This window comes from Halolactibacillus halophilus (assembly GCF_900115605.1).
In the GTDB taxonomy this organism is placed as follows: domain Bacteria; phylum Bacillota; class Bacilli; order Bacillales; family Amphibacillaceae; genus Halolactibacillus; species Halolactibacillus halophilus.
In genome coordinates, this window is sequence record NZ_FOXC01000016.1 from 17,848 (window position 1) to 38,534 (window position 20,687).

The 20,687-nt window shown below is 38.3% G+C and carries 21 protein-coding genes; 8 read left to right on the forward strand and 13 right to left on the reverse strand.

Features of this window, described 5'->3' with window-relative positions; all coding sequences use genetic code 11:
• Positions 1-94 precede the first annotated feature (94 nt).
• Positions 95-1,807, reverse strand: a complete 1,713-nt coding sequence (locus tag BM098_RS07110; protein WP_089831841.1) for a peptide ABC transporter substrate-binding protein — start codon at positions 1,805-1,807, stop codon at positions 95-97.
• A 351-nt stretch (positions 1,808-2,158) separates the two neighbouring features.
• On the opposite strand from BM098_RS07110, the gene BM098_RS07115 reads away from it, so the two are divergent.
• Positions 2,159-2,512, forward strand: coding sequence for a DUF3899 domain-containing protein (locus BM098_RS07115; RefSeq protein ID WP_089831843.1), 354 nt, complete (start codon positions 2,159-2,161; stop codon positions 2,510-2,512).
• Positions 2,513-2,631: 119 nt separating this feature from the next.
• On the opposite strand, the gene BM098_RS07120 is transcribed toward BM098_RS07115, so the two are convergent.
• From BM098_RS07120 to BM098_RS07130, 3 genes are all read right to left on the reverse strand, one after another.
• Positions 2,632-2,871: a thioredoxin family protein gene (locus BM098_RS07120; RefSeq protein ID WP_089831845.1), complete on the reverse strand. Its 240-nt coding sequence runs from the start codon at positions 2,869-2,871 to the stop codon at positions 2,632-2,634.
• A gap of 64 nt (positions 2,872-2,935) precedes the next feature.
• Positions 2,936-3,922, reverse strand: a complete 987-nt coding sequence (locus BM098_RS07125) for a permease (RefSeq protein ID WP_200795837.1) — start codon at positions 3,920-3,922, stop codon at positions 2,936-2,938.
• Positions 3,922-4,290, reverse strand: coding sequence for an ArsR/SmtB family transcription factor (locus BM098_RS07130; RefSeq protein ID WP_089831847.1), 369 nt, complete (start codon positions 4,288-4,290; stop codon positions 3,922-3,924). Before BM098_RS07130 ends, BM098_RS07125 begins: the two co-directional genes overlap by 1 nt.
• A 472-nt stretch (positions 4,291-4,762) precedes the next feature.
• On the opposite strand from BM098_RS07130, the gene trpS reads away from it, so the two are divergent.
• Positions 4,763-5,758: a tryptophan--tRNA ligase gene (gene trpS / locus BM098_RS07135; protein ID WP_089831849.1), complete on the forward strand. Its 996-nt coding sequence runs from the start codon at positions 4,763-4,765 to the stop codon at positions 5,756-5,758.
• Positions 5,759-5,949: 191 nt separating this feature from the next.
• Here trpS and fabF read toward each other — a convergent pair whose 3' ends face one another.
• Both fabF and BM098_RS07145 read right to left on the reverse strand, forming a co-directional pair.
• Positions 5,950-7,191: a beta-ketoacyl-ACP synthase II gene (gene fabF, locus BM098_RS07140; protein ID WP_089831851.1), complete on the reverse strand. Its 1,242-nt coding sequence runs from the start codon at positions 7,189-7,191 to the stop codon at positions 5,950-5,952.
• A 71-nt stretch (positions 7,192-7,262) separates the two neighbouring features.
• On the reverse strand, positions 7,263-8,198 hold the full coding sequence (locus tag BM098_RS07145; protein WP_089831853.1) for a beta-ketoacyl-ACP synthase III: 936 nt from the start codon (positions 8,196-8,198) through the stop codon (positions 7,263-7,265).
• Positions 8,199-8,418: 220 nt separating this feature from the next.
• Here BM098_RS07145 and BM098_RS07150 point away from each other — a divergent pair, with 220 nt between their 5' ends.
• The 3 genes from BM098_RS07150 (at position 8,419) to BM098_RS07160 (ending at position 10,399) form a co-directional block, all read left to right on the forward strand.
• Positions 8,419-8,586: a DUF2929 family protein gene (locus BM098_RS07150; RefSeq protein ID WP_082394462.1), complete on the forward strand. Its 168-nt coding sequence runs from the start codon at positions 8,419-8,421 to the stop codon at positions 8,584-8,586.
• Between the two features lie 240 nt (positions 8,587-8,826).
• Positions 8,827-9,645: an undecaprenyl-diphosphate phosphatase gene (locus BM098_RS07155; RefSeq protein WP_089831855.1), complete on the forward strand. Its 819-nt coding sequence runs from the start codon at positions 8,827-8,829 to the stop codon at positions 9,643-9,645.
• A gap of 52 nt (positions 9,646-9,697) precedes the next feature.
• Positions 9,698-10,399 carry a Crp/Fnr family transcriptional regulator gene (locus BM098_RS07160; RefSeq protein ID WP_089831857.1) on the forward strand — a complete coding sequence of 234 codons (702 nt, stop codon included), beginning with the start codon at positions 9,698-9,700 and terminating at the stop codon, positions 10,397-10,399.
• A 65-nt stretch (positions 10,400-10,464) separates the two neighbouring features.
• Here BM098_RS07160 and BM098_RS07165 read toward each other — a convergent pair whose 3' ends face one another.
• Positions 10,465-10,773 (reverse strand): metal-sulfur cluster assembly factor, encoded by a 309-nt coding sequence (locus BM098_RS07165; protein WP_089831859.1) that lies wholly within the window; start codon positions 10,771-10,773, stop codon positions 10,465-10,467.
• 98 nt (positions 10,774-10,871) lie between these two features.
• Positions 10,872-11,618: a prolyl oligopeptidase family serine peptidase gene (locus tag BM098_RS07170; RefSeq protein WP_089831861.1), complete on the reverse strand. Its 747-nt coding sequence runs from the start codon at positions 11,616-11,618 to the stop codon at positions 10,872-10,874.
• A 171-nt stretch (positions 11,619-11,789) separates the two neighbouring features.
• Between BM098_RS07170 and BM098_RS07175 the strand changes: the two genes are divergently transcribed.
• Both BM098_RS07175 and BM098_RS07180 read left to right on the forward strand, forming a co-directional pair.
• A complete protein-coding gene (locus tag BM098_RS07175) occupies positions 11,790-12,611 on the forward strand; it encodes a Cof-type HAD-IIB family hydrolase (RefSeq protein WP_089831864.1) in 822 nt (273 codons plus the stop codon).
• A 4-nt stretch (positions 12,612-12,615) separates the two neighbouring features.
• The gene (locus BM098_RS07180; RefSeq protein WP_089831866.1) at positions 12,616-12,891 is read left to right on the forward strand and encodes a NifU N-terminal domain-containing protein; all 276 of its coding nucleotides are present in this window, start codon (positions 12,616-12,618) and stop codon (positions 12,889-12,891) included.
• A gap of 69 nt (positions 12,892-12,960) precedes the next feature.
• On the opposite strand, the gene BM098_RS07185 is transcribed toward BM098_RS07180, so the two are convergent.
• The 3 genes from BM098_RS07185 to BM098_RS07195 all read right to left on the reverse strand — a co-directional run bounded on the left by BM098_RS07185 (position 12,961) and on the right by BM098_RS07195 (position 17,085).
• Positions 12,961-13,608 (reverse strand): response regulator transcription factor, encoded by a 648-nt coding sequence (locus tag BM098_RS07185; RefSeq protein WP_089831867.1) that lies wholly within the window; start codon positions 13,606-13,608, stop codon positions 12,961-12,963.
• Between the two features lie 10 nt (positions 13,609-13,618).
• Positions 13,619-15,904, reverse strand: a complete 2,286-nt coding sequence (locus BM098_RS07190; protein WP_089831869.1) for a sensor histidine kinase — start codon at positions 15,902-15,904, stop codon at positions 13,619-13,621.
• Positions 15,905-16,236: 332 nt separating this feature from the next.
• Positions 16,237-17,085 carry a YitT family protein gene (locus BM098_RS07195; RefSeq protein WP_089831871.1) on the reverse strand — a complete coding sequence of 283 codons (849 nt, stop codon included), beginning with the start codon at positions 17,083-17,085 and terminating at the stop codon, positions 16,237-16,239.
• 186 nt (positions 17,086-17,271) lie between these two features.
• Here BM098_RS07195 and BM098_RS07200 point away from each other — a divergent pair, with 186 nt between their 5' ends.
• The gene (locus BM098_RS07200) at positions 17,272-18,132 is read left to right on the forward strand and encodes a DegV family protein (protein WP_089831873.1); all 861 of its coding nucleotides are present in this window, start codon (positions 17,272-17,274) and stop codon (positions 18,130-18,132) included.
• A 210-nt stretch (positions 18,133-18,342) separates the two neighbouring features.
• Here BM098_RS07200 and BM098_RS13915 read toward each other — a convergent pair whose 3' ends face one another.
• Both BM098_RS13915 and aroD read right to left on the reverse strand, forming a co-directional pair.
• A complete protein-coding gene (locus tag BM098_RS13915) occupies positions 18,343-19,557 on the reverse strand; it encodes a coiled-coil domain-containing protein (RefSeq protein WP_089831875.1) in 1,215 nt (404 codons plus the stop codon).
• 280 nt (positions 19,558-19,837) lie between these two features.
• A complete protein-coding gene (aroD, locus tag BM098_RS07210; protein ID WP_089831877.1) occupies positions 19,838-20,569 on the reverse strand; it encodes a type I 3-dehydroquinate dehydratase in 732 nt (243 codons plus the stop codon).
• Between the last annotated feature and the right edge of the window lie 118 nt (positions 20,570-20,687).

Below are 20,687 nucleotides of genomic sequence, written 5' to 3' on the forward strand. Positions count from 1 at the left end.
TTTCCTTAACACGGAAAAAGAGAGTATATGCCCGTAAGGGCAGTACACTCTCTTCCAAGAACAAGTCTTGGCCTTCCGCGGTTGTTATTTTTTACTATTCAATAAAAGCGTATTTATATGTGAAATCTGCTCCCATTGGGTTAGAAATAACACCTTTTACAGATGGACGCCATAGATATGCACGAGAACGTTGGTATAGAGGTGCAATAGCTGCATCATCCATTAATACTTTCTCAGCCTCTAAGAAGTTGTCATAGCGTGCTGTTAAATCTGTAATCAATTCATTATTTGCTTCATGAATTAATGTATCGTATTCTTCATTGTTGTAGTTCATTGTCATGTAAGGTGAATCTGATGTCCACATGTTTAACCATGTACTTGGATCAAGGTAATCAGGACCCCAACCAGAGTTTTGGATATCATATTCACTATTTTCATCACGTGAAATACGTTCTTCAAATGGTACTGATGTTACTTCAACTGTTAAACCGTCTAAGTTTCCTTCAAGTTGATTCTTAATATAAGAATCCATTTCTTGAGCTACTTCACTGTCACCACCAAGGTAACCAAGCTCTACAGTATCTGTTCCAAGTTCTTCAAGTGCTGTTGCCCAGTACTCTTTTGCCGCTTCTTTATCTTCTACGATTAAATCTCCATTAATTTCACGGAAATCTTCACCAGTATCTGGGTGAGAAGTAAAGCTTGATGGTACGGCACCATTTGAAACTAATGAGCCATTTGCTAAGATAACATCAACAAGACCTTGCTTGCCAATTGTCATCGAAATTGCTTTACGTACATTAACGTTTGATAAGAATTCGTTGTCATGGTTAAACTTCAAGTAGAATAATACCGCTTCACCAAGTGTTCTGTAATCTTCAGTACCTGCGTACTGTGCTACATACTCAGCAGATAAACCTGCGCGGTCAACTTCTCCCGTATTGTATAAGTTTACACCAGTACTAGTCTCTTTTACAATACTTACATTGATATTTTCTAATTTTACATTATCTTTATCCCAGTAGTCATCATTTTTAACAAGTGTCCATTGGTTAGCATTTTCACCTGTTGGATTCCATTCAGTTAATATGAAAGGACCATTGTAAAGTAAGTTTTCTGAGTTAAGTGCGTAATCTGATCCCATTTCAGTAACGAATGCCTCGTTCTGAGGTAAATACGTACCAAATGTTAATAAACTGTGGAAGTATGGTACTGGCTTTTCAAGCGTAATTTTAAGTTCATAATCGCTTGTTGCCTCAATACCTAATTCTTCTTTTTCTGCTTCGCCATTTGAGATAGCTTCGGCATTTTTAACAACACCGTTCATCATGAATGGACCGTATTCAGAACCAGTTTCAGGATTCACGGCACGGCGCCATGCAAATACGAAGTCATGTGCTGTTACTGGGTCACCATTTGACCATACAGCATCTTCGCGTAATGTAACTGTCCACTCTGTACCGTCCTCTGAAACAACCGGATCACCATCAGCAATCGCTGGAACTGGTGTTGTGTTTTCATCTAAACGATAAAGACCTTCCATTGTTTCATTTAACCATTGGAATGCAACTGCATCCGTTGCCATTACAGAGTCCATTGTTGGAATCTGTGACCCTTCCATTAAGTTTAATACTTGTTCTGCATCACCTGAAGTTGAATCATCATTACCTGAATCATCTTGCTCAGTATCAGAACCTCCATCATTTCCACTATTGTCGCTGTCTGATGTATCATCTCCACCACACGCAACTAAAAACATACTCATGACTAATCCTAAGATTAGCAGCAATAAGCTCTTTTTCTTCATCTTGGAAAGACCTCCCCTATTTTTTAATTTTCTAAATATTTCGCAGATGAATTGTACTGCAATTTGAATTATACTACCTTTTTCTGAATAATGCACTGATTTTTTAGAAAATTATAAACATACAATATCAAAAGTGTTGATATAACAACTTTTACAAAAAATAAAATAGTTCTTTTTTACCATTCAATGTTCGGGTTTGAATTTGAATATATTGGCGTCACCCATCTATCTCTTGCATAAGTTCAATGCCGACAAGGGATAACCATTTTACACTCCACTTATTCGTTTTCTTTTTACGAACAATTTCTTGTGGTATAATGAGTCTAGTTTTATTGAATATGGAGGGAAAGAATGAAAAATTACATACATTTCATTGCATTTTTATTACAACTACTCGGGTTATTGGTTTATAGTTTGATCGAGGGTGACGTATTTTTAACACTATTTAATATCATTACGTACGTCTTTTTATTTCATCTCGTTGTCTATTTATCACTCACAACACTTCATGCACGCTTTTTTGACGGGTTTATGTACGGGATGCACCGTGTGTTTAGAAGTAAAAAGCGCCCCGGCTCAATGGACACAGCCTTCGAACCTGTCTCAGAAAAAATCAATCAACCGGTGATTACTTTCTTTAAATATCAAACAGGACTGTTTCTTGTTTTTAACATTCTACTGTTAGCTGTTTATCTAACCTTTTAGCTCCTTTAACAACCTTAAAAATAAACAAGCGAGATCCTGATGTTTTAGGATCTCGCTTGTTTATTTTGAGTCACTTAGTCGTCGTGCATCTAGCTAATTTTTAAATACTTTTTAAATCTTTACGCTCGATCTGAAATCAACTGCTTAATCGATTTGGCAGCAATGACCTTTCCTTGACTAACTACTTCATCATCAATCACTAGACCTGGCGTCTTTAATACGCCGAGTCGGGCAATTTCTGCATAATCCTCTACCTTTTCGAGTGTAGCTTCAATGTTTAACTCTTTGACGGCCGCTTCTGTATTCGCCATTAATTTCGTACAATTTTTACAGCCTGGTCCTAAAATTTTAATGTTCATTTGTCATTCTCCTTCTATTATATAGTTTTTTAGTTACTTGCCCGCATAACTAGACACAGTTGGTTCAGATATTCAGAAGATTAAACAAGTAACCAATCAAAATAATACCCGTAAACATAATTGAAACAAAGGCAATCATTAACCTGCCTTTAACTACTTTACTAAGCATAATCAGTGATGGCAGTGATAGCGCAACAACTGACATCATAAAACTTAGAATCGTACCCACGCTAACACCTTTAGCAAGCAGTGCTTCAGCAATAGGTAACGTCCCGAATATGTCAGCATAGATCGGCATACCAATCAAGGTCGCAATCACCACCGCAAATGGATTATCTTCTCCCAAGATAGCGGTAATATAACTTTCTGGAATCCAGTTATGAATCAGTGCACCGATAAGTACGCCTCCCAACACATATAGCCACACCCGCTTGAAGATATCTTTCACTTGTTCGATAGAGAAATCCATTCGATCTTTTACTGTTAATTCATCAATCGGTTTAGCCATTGCGGTATTGTAGCGCACGATATCACGCCCGAGATTAAACCGGTCAATTATATACCCACCTACAATTGCGAGTATTAAGCCCACGACAACGTAAATAATCGAAAACTGAAACCCGAAGAAACTCATTAACATAATAAATGACGCCAAGTCGACCATCGGTGACGATATTAGAAAACTAAACGTCACCCCAACCGGTAAACCACTTGATGTGAATCCAATAAAAATCGGGATACTAGAACAGCTACAAAACGGTGTTAGCGTACCGAGTAGCGCGCCCGTTACATAACCTAGAAAGCCTTTTACATTCCCGAGTAATTGTTTTGTTCGCTCGGGTGGAAAATAACTTTGGATATAAGAAATTAAGAAAATCACCGCAGTTAATAAAATAAAGATTTTAACTGTATCATATATAAAGAAGTGCACACTCTCACCAATGCGAGTCGTCATCGCCAAACCGAAGACATCTTCTACTAACCATTCGACTGTTTCAAATAACCAGGTCATTTTAAATAATTGGTCATTGATCCACTGAAAGATAACCACTATTCACACCTCTTCCCTTCTGTTAATAACTCAAGCAGGTGATGAACCAACGTCGCATCTGTTAATTGATAAACCGTGAATTTTCCGATTTTTTCTTTTTGAACAACGCCCCCACGCTCCAATAATTTTAAATGGTGGGTAATGGTTGAATTAGCAATACCTAAAGCATCGACCATTTCACAGAGACAAGCAGGTGCTACCGTTAAAAAACTAATCAATTTCAACCGAGTTTCATCTCCAAATGCTTTAAACATATCAGCATAGTTTGCGCGTGTATCAGCATTTTTCACTACCGGTAAATTTTCTAGCCCTCTGTCGTAATCAATATTTAACTTATCTTGTCTACGAATCTCATGTTGTTTTGTCATTGACTCATCCCCTTTTCAAATATGACTATAACATATTGTGAAAATATACACAACTACTTTTTTAGTTTTATAGTTTTATGTTTGTATTAACTAAATTACTTACTTTCAGATTTAGGTTATTTCCTTTTTCAAACGGTTATGCTATAATCTTGTCATTGAAACATTAATGACGTATATAGTGAAACGTGTAGAGATAAAGTTGGTTTATTATCTTACTCAAATGAGAGCGAGCCTGGACGGTGGAAGCAGGTGTTTTGAGGATAATAATGTGGGAACTTTTGAACATGTCTCGTTTATACACCGTATTTCTGGCGTTAACAGATAAGTTGATCTCATGCATTTAGAGGTAACAAGGGTGGTACCGCGGTTAAGTCGTCCCTTGAATCCTTTTAGGCATGTTTTTTTGTGTTTAAATCTTGTAATGTTTTTACTTTGTAACGATTACTAAATTTTAAAGGACAGGTGAACAATGATGGAAACTATTTTTTCAGGTATTCAACCCAGTGGCACACTCACATTCGGGAACTATTTAGGCGCGATGAAGCAATTCGTTGAATTACAGGAGGATTATGAATGTTATTTCTGTATTGTCGATGAACATGCGATTACCGTACCACAAGACAGACTAAAGTTACGTGAAAATATCCGCTCGTTAGCGGCTCTTTATCTTGCGAGCGGCATTAACCCGGATAAAGCGACACTGTTTATTCAATCAGAAGTGCCAGCCCATACTCAACTCGGGTGGATTATGCAAACGCAAAGCTATATTGGCGAATTAGAACGGATGACACAATTTAAAGATAAATCAGCCGGAAAAGAAGGCGTACCTTCTGCTCTTCTTACTTACCCGCCACTAATGGCAGCGGACATACTTCTTTACAATACCAATCATGTACCCGTTGGAAATGACCAAAAGCAACACTTGGAATTAACGCGGGACTTAGCTGAGCGATTTAACCGTAAATATAATGATATTTTCACTGTACCTGAAGTGAAAATTTCTGAAGTCGGCGCTCGGATTATGTCACTACAAGAACCAACAAAGAAGATGAGTAAATCTGATGCGAATCAAAAAGCAACCATCTATATGTTAGATGAACCGAAAAAAATCATTAAGAAAATTAAAAGTGCGATGACTGATTCTGAAGGTATCGTTCGGTTTGATCCTGTTGAAAAGCCAGGTATTTCTAATTTACTCACTATCCTTTCCAGTGTAACCAACACCCCAATAAAGGACCTGGAAAAACAATACGAAAATATTGGTTATGGTCAATTTAAACAAGATGTCGCTGATGCGGTTGTAACTGTTCTTGAGCCGATTCAGCAACGGTATTATGAATTGATTGACTCTGATACTTTAGATGAAGTGCTTGACCAGGGACGTGACACCGCTAATCGCGTTGCGAATAAAACCTTAGCAAAAGCCAAAAAAGCGATGGGTCTTGGCCGGGTCGTCAAAAGAAAATAATCACGTATTTTAAACGATTAAAAAACGGATCTTGAGGCTAACTCTAGATCCGTTTTTCTATTTCACATAAACAAAAAATGCTTAAATCAGAAGTTATTGAAGTAACTCTATCACGCTAAAAGTGCCAGCTTCTGCTTAAGGCAAAGCAAAAGCTAGCACTAGCTTTAAATATTATTAAAAAAATAAGGGCATTAATCGTTGTATTTTTTAAAGACTAGACACGCATTATGTCCACCAAAGCCAAGTGAATTACTTAAGGCATAGTGAATGACTTTTTCACGTTTTGTATTCGCTACATAATCTAAATCACAATCTGGATCTGGTGTCTCTAGGTTTATGGTTGGTGGAATAACACTATCCGTGATGGCTTTAATTGATGCAATCGCCTCAACCGCACCTGCTGCACCCAACAAGTGACCTGTCATTGATTTTGTTGATGAGATAAGCACCTGTCGGCTATGGTCACCGAAAGCGTCTTTAATGGCTTCAGTTTCAAATTTATCATTTAGTGGCGTACTCGTTCCGTGGGCATTAATATAATCAATGTCTGACGGTGTAATGCCAGCATCATGAATCGCTTGAAGCATCGCGCGCCGAGCACCTTCACCGTGTGGTGCGGGTGCAGTGATATGATACGCATCTGCCGCTGCACCATACCCTACAATTTCTGCATAGATCTTTGCTCCGCGCTTTTTCGCATGTTCAAGGGATTCTAACACAAGAATACCGGCACCTTCACCAATGACAAAACCGTCACGATTTTGATCAAACGGTCGACTGGCTGTCTTAGGATCAGGATTAGATGATAGCGCCTTGGCGCTGGCAAAACCGGCCACAGCCAAATTCGTAATCGGTGCTTCTGCACCTCCTGTGATCATCACATCACTATCACCACGCTCAATCACTTTAAAGGCATCGCCAATTGAATTCGTTCCAGTTGCACAAGCTGTCACTGTACAAGAGTTGATGCCTTTTGCACCTAAATGAATCGAAATCTGACCCGCTGCCATATCTGGTATTAACATTGGCACAAGAAACGGACTCACGCGGCGATAACCTTTATCAACAAATTTATGGAATTGTTCTTCATACGTTGTTAATCCTCCGATACCAGAACCAACCCACACACCGACACGTTCAGCATTCGACTCATCGATGTTAAGTTTTGCATCTTCAACGGCAACTTTAGCCGCCGCAAGAGCATATTGTGTGAATAAATCCATTCGCTTCGCATCTTTTTTATTCATATACTGCGTAGGATCAAAATCTGTTAATTCCGCACCAACTTTTGAAGGAAAATCATCTGGATTAACCTTTGTAAGTGGTCCAATCCCGCTCACACCGGCAAGTAAATTCGACCATAACGCTTCTATTGTAGAGCCAATCGGTGTCATTGCACCCATACCTGTAATCACTACACGATTTTTCGTCATTCTTTTATTCATCCTTTACTCTCGAATTATGTTATTTTCATTTCACTTCATTTTTTTCACTATATTTGTGGTTACTTTCCGTATGTCAATAAGACAGCGCCCCACGTAAGACCTCCACCAAAGCCAACTAATACAACGTTGTCTCCAGATTTAATTTTGTTATTCTGTACTTCTTCTGATAACGCAATCGGAATCGACGCGGCTGATGTGTTACCGTACTTATTAATAGAATAAGCCATCTTTTCTTTTGGAATATCTAACCGTGTTCGGGCCGCTTCCATAATACGCACATTCGCCTGATGAGGGACTAAAAAGTCGACATCATCTTTCGATAGTCCAGCTTTTAAGACAACATTCTCACTTGATTCAGGCATTTGGCGGACCGCAAACTTAAAGACTTCCCGGCCATTCATACGAATCAATTCATTTTCTTGATACAAAGCTGTATCACCCGTACCATCCGCCCCAAGTTCGAATGATTTAACACCAAAACCAGTACTTACTTTCCCCATCACACAAGCGCCAGCACCATCACCGAATAAAACACATGTATTACGATCTGTCCAATCGGTAATTTTTGATAATTTCTCTGCCCCAACGACTAATACTTTTTCATAACCAGCATTTTCAATAAACTGTGCCGCTGTAATCATACCGTACATAAAGCCCGCACAAGCCGCCCCAACATCCATAGCCGCTGCTTTTTTTGCCCCGAGGCGCTTCTGTAGTTGACAAGCGACAGATGGAAACGCCATATCGCCCGTAATCGTTGCGACTAAAATTAAATCAAGTTCCTCCCCGCTCACCCCTGCATCATTTAATGCACGCACACTCGCTTCATAAGCAAGATCTGATGTTTCTTCTTCCTCACTCGCAATATGTCTCGTTTCAATACCTGTACGTGATTGAATCCATTCATCTGATGTTTCAACAAGTTGTTCTAAATCTTTATTTGTCATGACGCGTTCAGGCACGTAATGACCCAATCCTAAAATTCCAGCTGTCATATCTATATACTCCTCGCTTAGTGGTAATCATTATTTTTATAATCAAATATTAAGACTTGGTACTAATATATATAATAATCACGTTTAAATCAAGTTCTTTTATAGAATTTCTCTCGTTTTCTTTCGAAACAAGTCAAATTGTTGGTTCGAATCATTTCATTTTAGCTGAAAGTTTGCTAGAATATATTAGTTATAATCTTTATATAAATGAGGTGACAACATGCGGGTAATTATTTTAATGGTTTGGTCATTTTTTATTTCTGTTCTTCTTGGTTATGTTTTATCAAGCATGGCAGGCTCGTCATTTGAATGGTGGCCAGTCTTAATTTTGACGGCTGTATTTACACTCATCGGCTTCTTTATTGGCGAGAAGTATATTGAAGACTAGCGCTAGAGATGATTATTTTAGTCAAAGGCCAAAGCTAGTAAGCTTTGGCTTTTTTGATTAAAATAATAATCCAATAAGAGTCCATAAGTTTGTATCTTGTTTTACACTTTTTTTATTTTAGATACAACAAGGGTGAAAGGTGAAAATTTATAATTATAATAGTGAGGTATCATATGATTTGTTTCCTACAGATTCAGAGCTAACAGGGCCAAAACATGTGACAATGATGGAGGAGTAATTATGACGATTGTTTCATTAGTTTTGTTTTATTTGTTTTTCGGTTTAGTCCAAGGTTTAACAGAACCGATCCCAATTTCATCAAGTGGCCACTTGGTCATTATTCAAGATTTATTTAACTTAAAACTCGAGAGTTTAACTTTTGAGGTTCTTGTGAACTTTGCTTCGTTACTTGCGGTCTTAGTCATTTATCGCCAAGATATTATTCGACTCGCGACTAACGGTTTAACCTTCTTATTCAGCAAAGAAAAGAAGACACCTGCAGTCAAGCAGGATTTCTTCTTTATTGTTTACTTAATGATCGCCACGATTCCAGCTGGTGTGATTGGTCTCTTATTTGAAGATGCGATTGCCGAAACATTCGCAGGGGCGAGTATGGTTGGTCTCACTCTTATCGTGACGGGGATTGCCCTGTTTATCATTCGGAATCTTAAAGGTCAAAAGTCAGATCGAGACCTGAGCTTAAAAGATGCGATCATTGTTGGATTAAGTCAATCTGTTGCTTTGATTCCAGGTATCAGTCGAAGCGGGGCAACAATTGTTGCGGCGATGTTACTCGGTATGAAACAAGAGACGGCTTTACGCTTTTCTTTCTTACTTTACATTCCCGTGTCACTCGGAACCTTTATTTTAAAAGTATCAGATATATTTACTGAAGGTGCAGGTGAAATGATTATCCCTTACGCCGTCGCCTTCGTCGCCGCACTTGTAGCCACGTACTTCTCTTTACGCTGGTTCATGAACATTATGGAGCGTGGTAATTTAATTTATTTCTCAATTTATTGTTTCGTTGTCGGCTCATTCGCATTTTTTATTTTGTAATAGGACGACCGACACGATTAATCATTTTAACATTTAAGTGAGGTGATTGTCATTGCCAACCTGTCCGCATATTAACTATCTTAATGAAGCGACAACAGCTTATTTTAATAAGCCTGATCATACGCTAGAGTTATCCAAAGACCAGTATTTATTTCGACAAGGCGATACTGTCACTGATCTGTATTTAATTCAATCAGGACAAGTGCTCGTTACAAAAACAACACCGGATGGCCGAGAATTATCGTTGCGGTTTTTAGGTCCTGGTGATTTAATTGGAGAAGTGCTGGTTACCGACGCCTCAACACAGTACCTCGTTGATGCCAAAATAACAGAACAGGCTACTTTAGCGGTATTTAGACAAGACAAATTAAAGCAAGACTTAAAACAAGACGCTGATGCCTTACTTGATTTACTCAATTATACTCAACTGATGTATCGAAAGGATCAAACGAAATTTCGCGATCTGGTTTTACACGGCAAAAAAGGCGCGCTTTATTCAACTTTAATTCGCTTAAGTAATAGTTATGGTCAAACAAAACCTGATGGCATTCACTTAATTAAATCATTCACTCATCAAGAACTCGCCAATTTTTGTGCGACATCGCGTGAATCGGTTAATCGATTGCTGAGTGATTTAAAAAAACAAGCGGTGATTAGTGAACAGAATCAACGACTGATCATTCACGATGTAGACCATCTCAAACAAGCGATCAATTGTGATCATTGTCCAGTTGTGCTTTGTACCATTAATTAATGATCATTGAGCTGTTTCATTTATCTCGACAAAAAAGAGAACCGATGACCGGTTCTCTTTTTTTATCAATCTGGAATACCTAAAGCAATCTTCGCATAACGAGACATGCGGTCTTTACTCCAAGGCGGTGACCAGACAATATTCACTTCTGTTTCTTTTACTTCTGGCAACTCCATTAGTGCACGTTTCACATCAGCTTCGATGTGTCCTGCAAGCGGACATCCCATAGCCGTTAACGTCATAGTTACAACCGCTGTTTCATCATTTAATTCGACACCATATATAAGCCCTAAATTCACAATATCTATGCCTAGCTCAGGGTCAATCACATTTTCTAGTGCCCCCAGCATGTTTTCTTGTAGCGCTTCATCCATTGGGTCATCCCTCCATCTTTTTTAACTTTTTGTTTAAGAAACTTACATCTAGTATATACAATTTCTCATTAAATTTAAATAACTTTTACTTATTCACCTTAATACTTAAAAAATTCACAACATTTTTCTTTCGCTAACCGGCTAACTTTATGTCCTTGATTCGGCTCTTTAATATAAGTGAGACGACCCTGATAGCGTTTTGATTCAGTTAGATCTTCTACGAATTGCTCGGTTAAATCAAACGGAACGTAATCATCTGCTTCTCCGTGCCAAATGAATAAATCGCGGTTATTTAAAGCATCGATATTTTGACTTAAGTCACGCGTGGCTATGTGGGATAATAACTGTTGTTCCTCTATTTTAGACAGAGGAAAGTCACTGTTTTTGATACTTGCGGTAATGTAGTAATAGAAATCAGTGAGTTTGGCTGTCCCCATCAATAACGCCGCTCGTTGAATGAATGGGTATTGGGTCAGGCTTATCGCTGTAATAATTCCCCCCATACTTGTGCCGCCGACATGAAGAACAGGGTGATCCTCACATGTCTGTTCTTTTAACCAATCATAAATTAATGGCAGACGTTGACTCGTCACATCAATGATCTCGAAAAAATGCCTGTTCTGCTTTGACCTAACGACGCGGTCTGTTTGACTATGTAAGTATGCATCCGGTAAAATCACCCGGTATCCTTGACTCACGAGTTGATAGGCCAGTGGTAATTCATCAATGCCTTCACCACCAATACCGTGGTAATAGACAATGGTTTCTAACAGACGTCCATCATTTGTCGCTGGTTGACATACTGTTAAGCTTTGGTCATTTAAGTGGAGTTTTTCTACGTGCATAATGATCCCTCTTTCATTCAGCTGCGATTTGATATGAATTATTCTCCTTCCTACTGTATCACGTCTCACTTTTTACTTCCACTTATAACCTTTTACGAGTTACGAGATATTTACTTTACAGGTTCACTTTTTTTCTTTACACTTATGTCTAGAAGTGGAGAGTGAAACTATATGAAAAAACATTTAATTGCCTTGGATTTAGATGGAACTTTATTAACATCTACCCAAACAATCAGTGACAGAAATAAACGCGCCATTGATAAAGTACGTGCTCTCGGTCACACCGTCGTGATTGCGACTGGACGACCGCACCGGGCAAGTATTGATTATTATCATGAACTCAGACTGGATACACCCATGGTGAACTTTAACGGGGCCCTCTTGCACCACCCAACCAATAAAGACTGGGAAGCCTTGCATTCACCGTTAGGGCTTCGAACCGCCAAAAAAATCATTCAAACGTGTTATGAGTTTGAAGTGAATAATATTATGGCAGAAGTAAAAGACGATGTGTATCTTGACCGGTATGACGATGAGATTATGACCATTCTGCATACACAAAAAGAAGATGATCCGATTAAAATTGGTAGCTTGAAAAACAGTTTAACAAGTGACCCTACTTCGATCTTGATTCATCCAAAAGATGATCATATCGACGCCTTGCGTAAACGCTTGGATGATGACCATGCTGATGTCATTGAACATCGACGTTGGGGAGCTCCATGGAATATGATTGAAATTGTCCGACAAGGGATGAATAAAGCCGTTGGATTAAAACGGATTGCACATTATTACCATGTTAACCAAGCCAATGTCATTGCTTTTGGTGATGAAGATAATGATTTAGAAATGTTAGATTATGCCGGCATTGGTGTCAAGATGGCCAATGGAAATGATTGCCTTAATACGGTTATTAATGAAACCACAACAACCAATGACGACAACGGTGTTGCGCAATTTTTAGAAACATATTTTAACCTTGAAAAGGAGTGATGCGATGTCTATTTTAGTTGAAAAGACACCTAACCCTCTCGCAATGAAATTCACTGCTCCCATCCAAATGTTTGACGGGACAAACAGTTATCCTGTTCATCAAAAAGATGTAAGTGACTACCTTATTCTGAATCAATTATTAACCATTGACGGGGTTGATCATGTTTTTGGGTTTCAAACGTTTATTACGATTATTAAAGAACCAGATGCTGACTGGGAAGTATTAATTCCGGCAGTGACAGCGCTCATGACTGCGTTTGGTTATGCTGGGGATGAATAGAGAATCTGACACAGCTTAATATAAGAAGTACAAACAGACCGTGACGCTTGTCACGGTCTGTTTAACCTGTTAAAAGTCCAATTTAACTAATATACCTAATCGCTTTCCTTCTGCGATCGCATCAGCACGAGAGGTCACGTGCAGTTTTTGGAAAATTTTTGTTAAATATCGCTCTACCGTTCGCTTACTCACATGAATTTCTTCCGCAATCTCATCGTTTGAGAAACCCTTTTCAACATAATGGAGTACCTCGTGTTCAACTTCAGTGAGTGAGACACGCCCCCCACTCCCCGCCATCACTTTTTGTCCATCACGTTTCAAAGTATCCAGCCACTCCTGTGGAATCACGGCTAAATCATTCAAGGCACACATCACCGCATAAATCAGTTGGTCATTTGAGAAGTTTTTACTTATAAAACCAACCGCACCGAGTTGGACTAATTTATTAAAGTAGGCAGTTGTATCATAGCCCGTATAAATAAGAATTCGCGCATTTGACTGTTCACTTTTAATACATTGAGTCAGTTCAATACCATTCATCACCGGCATATGTAAATCAACAATAAATAAGTCGTAATCACATACCATCATCTTTTCTAGCGCTGCTACACCCGATGATACATAATCAACCGTTAAATCACCGGTTTCTTCTAACAATCGTTTCGTACCTTCCCCGACGATTTTATGGTCATCGACGAGTAATATTTGATAAGCCATCGGCTCACTCCTAACTATATGGAATATAAATCTGTACCTTTACCCCCTCGCCAACTTGCGAGTTAAATGTAAATGTTCCTTTAAAACTTTTTATACGTTCATTTAATGCGAATAACCCTAAGTGATGGGCACCATCAGGTTGTTTTTGTGCTAAATCGACGCCAATCCCGTCATCTAAATAATCAATCGTCATGCCGGTCTGTTCATTCGTAATCGTTAAGTTGACTTTGCTTGCTTTCGCATGTTTATTTGCATTTGTTAAAAGTTCTTGAACGGCTCGGTAAACAAGAAGTTGAATAAAGCGTGATTGATAAAAGTCTGCATCTAGATTTGTCTCGAGAACGAGTTTACTATTACACTGTAGTTCGAATTTTTCAATCAATTCTTTAATCGCTTCAATTAGACCGACTTCATCTAAAATCGTTGGGTACAGATGACGTGTTGTTTCTCTTATATCAAAAATGATATCTTGCATCCGCTCTTCAATACCCTTATATACATCCATGCTTTTGGTATTTGATTTACGTAAACTTTCTAAGTCACGCTTTAATACAATTAAATCTTGTAAAAATGTATCATGTAAATCAAGTGCGAGTTGTTTCCGTTCAATTTCTGACCACTCAAACAACAGCCGTGATAACCATTCCATGTTTTCGGTATGTTTTGCTTGTTCAAGCTCTTCTAGTAAGTCTTCAATTCTCGTTCTATTTTCCAATGCTAAATTCACAAATTGCACGAGTGTCGATACGTAGTTGAGTTGGTCTTGATCTAACGCTTGTTTAGGTTGAAAGAAAAAGAGAAACAATTCACCCTTATAATTATTTATCGGTATCGCATACAGACCAAAGCGGCCGTTGAGACGACCAACCACAAGACGTTGGTTAAGATAATAATTGAGTAAAGGAATATACCGAGCCGGTAAGCCTTCAGTTTTTTTAGTCGGCATCAACATCGATCGGTGCTTGAGCACTTTGAAATGCTCAAGTGGAATCACCTCTTTTATTTCTCTCACAAAACTCTGAATCACATCACCCCTAGTATGATGAGTCTGAAGTTGCGTGCTAAAACGATAATAGCTCGCTTGAAAATCATTGATTGAAACAAATAACTGCGGCTTAAAGTAATGATCTAATTGTTTCTTCGCAAAAAACAACCCTAAAATAAGTACCAACGTATAAGAAAACAGACTAAACTCTTTTCTAAATTGGAACGAACTTTCAAACAACATTAAGTGAAGTAACGTAATCACCGTCGCTAAAAAAATCGATATGATCAAATAATACGGTAACTTTTTAATCTGTACCCGCAGTAAGTACAATTGATTTGTTAAAATCATATACATGAGCCCCATAGGAATAAAGAAGAAAAATAAATTCACATACTCAAATGGAATAATCCCTTCTCCAATTACAAAATAAGGAATGATGTAAAAGAAGATATAAGGAAGCACCCCTAAACCAATCGCATATAACAGGCCATACAACGTATCTTTATTCGATTCTTTTTTTAATTGGGTTAAGCCACTAATCATTTGGACAAGAATCCAAAACACACTAATACTAAATGACGTTAAAATCAGGTCATTAATATTCAGTTTGTCATAAACGAATAATGAAAATACAATGGTGATCACGCTAAATAAATACAATGACTGTACCATCCACCAATTAAACCAGACCGCGTACCGTTCTTTAAAAAATTGATAAATAAAATGAAAGAACACACTGGGTGCAATTAAAAAATTGATTATAAGTATTAGTTCAGCTAATGGATAAAATTTAATTTGCGAGCTCGAAGCACTGTAGGCGAGACTAACCACAAACATCGTTAAGGTAATCAGTAGCGTACTTAAACCGGTATCTTGACGTTTAATATTAATATAGGCAAACACGATACTAATTAAAAAATATAAACTTGGCAGTATTAAATAAAAGAAATATTGCAGGAAAATATCCGAGACATATCGGACCTGGTAACTCAGTAAGCGATCATCTCGTTCAATGGTAAGTGAGGTTATTTGTTCAATCTTCTGTTTTCTTATAATCGTATCATGTTCAGCTGGTGAAGCCTCGTTGACTGACACGATAACGTCCCCTTCTGATAGGCCAACCGCTTTGCCCCAACCCAAACGATGTAAGCCAGTAATGACGTAGGTATCTGGTTCACTTGTTTCATCAACACTGATTCCGATAAAAGGTGCAAGGTTATTTAAAAATAGATAACTGAAAATGATGACCGTTATAACTGTCATCACCATCATGATTTGTGTATAGGATAAATTCAAGCGTTTGCCCATAACTGTTTACTCCATTTCTTAAATAATATTTTTTCTAGTATAGTGTAGCATACTTACAGGAGATTCTTCAGTAACATCCTGGTGGTTTGCTTCTTTTTAGACAGAAAAAAAGCTCGAGGGACATAAGCGCCACGAGCTTTTACCTTTACATTACCGAATTGTCGAAATATAGCCATTAGGGGAGGTAATGTTCTTCCTATGTAGTGACATAGTATTTATTTCCTCTTTAGTGTAACATAGCTAATAAACAATCGAACCGACAACCTTATACAACTTCCCGCCACATGGTGTCGGTTTGACAATTATGCAAATTATTAACTTGGATTTTTTTACTACTGCTCTCTTCTAAAGAAACCAAATACCCCTGCTGTTTGTATAATATTTGTAAATGCCTCTGGATCTTTTTCATGGATAATCCGCTCTAAATCGTATAATTCATATCGGGTGATCACCACCACTAACATGGATTTGTCTTCTTTCGTATACGCCCCTCTTGCCGGAAGAATCGTAATCCCTCTGACAACCTGTTCATGGATGGCGCTAGATAACTCGTCTGTTTTCTTCGTGACAATCATCGCGGTCACTTTCTCATGCCGTGTATGAATCCCATCAATCACACGTGTCGCAACGTAAAGTGCAAGTAACGTATAGAGCGCATTTTCTGGTTCATTCAGTAAGCCGGCGAAGAAGATAATAATCCCGTTAACAACCATAAGATACATGCCAATCGGACGGTCTTTCATCCGTGAGAGAATCATTGCTAAAATATCAGAACCACCTGTTGACGCCCCCCACTTTAAGGTAATACCAACAGCAAAGCCTCCAAGCACTCCGCCAAATACCGCATTTAACATAATATCATTAGAAAAACTATACACGGGAATAAGTTCTAAAAAGAACGTTGACATACCAACAGAAAGTATACTGTATAAGGTAAAGTGTTTCCCTACTTTAAACCACCCCATCAAGAAAACAGGAATATTTAAGAGTAAGAGCCAAATACCCGTGGAGATAAAATCAATATTGAAGAATTGACTAAACACAGTTGATAAGAGTTGAGCTATCCCAGTAAAACCACTCGCATAGACATCAGCACTAATGAAGAAAAAATTAAGTGCTACCGCATTAATTAGCGCACCGATAATGACGATGATAATTCGCTTCATTTCAAATAAAAACACGCACATTCCCTCCTAAACATATCATTTCACAAACACATAAGTCTCTATTAATTGTTACCCTGATTCACTCATTTTTACACTTTTGACTTATTCACCAAAAACCTTTGACGAACACCACCCTACACTATAAACTAGATAGTAATAGGATGCAAATCTTTTTCATTCGTCCTTAAGGAGGGAATATGTATGACAGTTAAAATTATCGCGGATTCAGCGAGTGACTTAAGTCAAGCTGACTTTTCATCACTTAATATAACGCGCGTGAGTCTTTCTGTGTTACTAAATGAAGAGACATACTTAGATGGTGAAAATATTGAACCACTATTGGTCTATGACCAAATGCGAGAAGGGCACAGCCCAAAAACATCACAGGTCACACCTGATCAATTTGAAGCCGTCTTCAGACAATGCGCAGAAAACAATGATACATGTCTTTACTTAGCCTTTTCTTCTGCGTTATCAGGTACGTATCAATCAGCTACTATCGCAAAAGAAGCCGTGCTCGATGAGTATCCAGAAGCTGATATTCGTCTCATTGATACACTTTGTGCGTCGTTTGGTTACGGTCTAATCGTAAAAGAAGCTGCCCGTCTTGCAAGCGCAGGTCAAACAATTGATCAAATCATTGCCCAAAGTCAGTATTACGCGGAACATATGGAACATATTTTTACGGTAGATGATTTGGAATACCTTTACCGTGGCGGACGTGTTTCTAAAACAGCAGCCTTTATGGGCACCTTACTTAAAATCAAGCCGATTCTTCATGTAGCTGATGGTAAATTGATTCCACTTGAAAAAATTCGCGGCACAAAAAAAGCTTATAAACGTCTCCTTGATATGATGGAAGAGCGCAGTGTTGATTTAAAAAATCAAATTATCGGCATCAGTCATAGTGATTGTTTAGACAACGCTGAGATGTTGGCTGAACAAATCAAAGAACGTTTTGACGTGAGAGATGTTGAGATTCGTATGATCGGTTCGGCTATTGGCTCACATACTGGACCAGGTACAATTGCGATCTTCTTCCCAAGTAACCCAATGCACTAATTCTAAATTTATTCAACTTAAACAACCCCGACTCTATTATGAGCGGGGTTACTTTTTTAGCTGTCTATCTACTGACGGACTTTCTACTTCCTTCACTTCCATCACATTTAGTATAGAGCCATGAAGAGACGATTCGATTCAACCCTATTGTACAACCAAAAATGAAGCCGTAAGAGCAATTACCTCTTACGGCTTCATGATATATCATTATTAATTAACGCGACGCACATGGCCGCTAAATTTACTTGCCCAGTAACCTGAGGTCATATCAGCAACTGCAACACCTGTTGATGTTTGAGAGCCGATGAATTTACCGTTACCTACATAAATACCAACGTGACCGTTCGTCTTATACGTATTAAAGAAAACAATGTCGCCTGGTTGAATTTGGCTATAAGCTATTTTTGTACCTGTGTACTGTAGACCTGATGTACTACTTGGAATATGAATGCCTTCTTGTCTAAATGCCCATGACACATAACCTGAACAATCAAATAACCCACGAGAAATGTCATACTGTGATCGTCCGCCACCAAATTTATACGTTGAGTTACCAATATATTTGTAACCAGCTGAGATAATATTACTTGTATTACCACTGCCTGCACTTACCGTTGGTGCAGCCGATGATGATGATGATTGTGTATATTGCGACGGGCTACTTGTCGATGCTTGCGACTCAGTATTACGTGCGCGAATATTTTCAATCATGCGATCAATGTCACTTGTTTCAAGCTCTAAATCTCTCACTAATTGTTCGCTTTTTTCTTGTTGCGCTGTTAAAGTATCAATATTATCCTGATGATGTTCTTTTTGATTTTCAAGTTGTGCTTGCATCAATTCTAATTCTTCCATTGTCTCTTCAAGTGAGGTTAATTTAGCTTCAACGTCACTTTTCTTAGTTTCTACTTCAGCTTGTGCATCACTGATTTGATCTAATAGCTTTTGATCTGACTGGGTAATTTTATTGATCATCGTAACCCGTTCAATAAAATCTAAAAAGCTATCAGACCCAAAGATGACTTCAATGTAACTCACTGTACCACCATTTTTTTGTAATGCGACCATACGATCTTTTAAAATGTCACGACGTTTTTCAATGTCTACTTCTAAGTCAGCAATGTCTGCTTCTAACGCTTTAACTTCAGCTTGTGATGTTTCAATCGCTTCGGTTGTTTCAGTAATGGTTGTTTCGTTTAATTCAATCGCTTCATTGGTACGTTCAATTTCATCTTCAAGTTCAACCATTTCTTCTTGTAACGTTTCTAATTCTGCTTTCTTTTCAGCAAGTTCTGCTTGGACTTCTTCACGTTCTTGTTTTAACTCACTTTCTGTTTCTGCTGAAACACTATCACTTAGCAATGGTGAAGCAAACAACAGACTAGATGAGACGATGAGACTTGCGAGAATTTTTTTACCGAACACAGACATTCACTCATTTCTTTTCGTATTTTGTCATATATTAGTTATAGAATCTCGTATTGCAAACGTTACCAAGATTCTTTCGTTTATTTACTCAGTGACGCCAGTATAACACGTAAAGGTGTCAAAACCGTTTTAATTTCATTACAGTTATGTTACAAAGTTTACACCTAGCTCATAATTATCAGATAATTATTAAGCATCTTCTTTAAACAAAAAACACTTCGTGTATCGATGATTCCCTAATGTTTAAGGGAACCGTCGATACACGAGGTGTCGTGAATTAAAAATAACGGTGCAAGTCTTTTAGTGTGTGAGTTAAATCCGTAACCGTCACCTGCCCTGGTGCGGAAGCTTGTGAGACCGAACCAAAAGTTAATACTGACCCACTCCACTCGCCGAGTAGACGGCTAATCACTCCTTCTTGCCCCATTGACATCGTTATGACAGGTTGTGAAATAACTTTTTTAACTTCAAGCGTCAATGACAATAGCGTGAGGACATCTTGTTTTGATTCAGGCATCACCGCGAGTTTGACAATATCTCCACCGTCTTCACTTAGAGCTTGAAGCAGCTTCATACCAGCTTTAAAATCGGGAGTAGCATTAAAATCATGATAAGATGTAATCACTTTGACACCATGTTCTTTCGCATAACTTTTTAAAATGGTTTTAGCTTCACCATCTCTGGCCCATTCAAGATCAATAACATCAACGGCCCCTGAATCGATGGCTTGCTTATAACGGGCCATATACTGATCCTTTTGATAAGGCCATTCCCCACCTTCTTCTTTCGTTCGAATCGTGTAAATTACTGGCCTAGACTCTGCTTTTAACCATGACAAAGGCGTCGCGCCATCTCCGGTATAATAATCCGCTCGCCACTCGATGACATCAATATCTGCTCGCCTTGTCTCTTGCCAGCGTTGGTTAAACATTGCTTCAGTTGTTGCGACAATTGCTACACAAACGTTAGGTCTTGACTTTGTATCAAATGAAACGTTCTTTATCTTCATTCTTTATCCCCCTGCCCATCATTTCACTCTAACTTTTCCAAACTTTATCGCTTTGTGATCTTCTATAAATCTAGACTGTGTTTTGATTATTCTGATACTTCGCTCTTTATTTTACCTT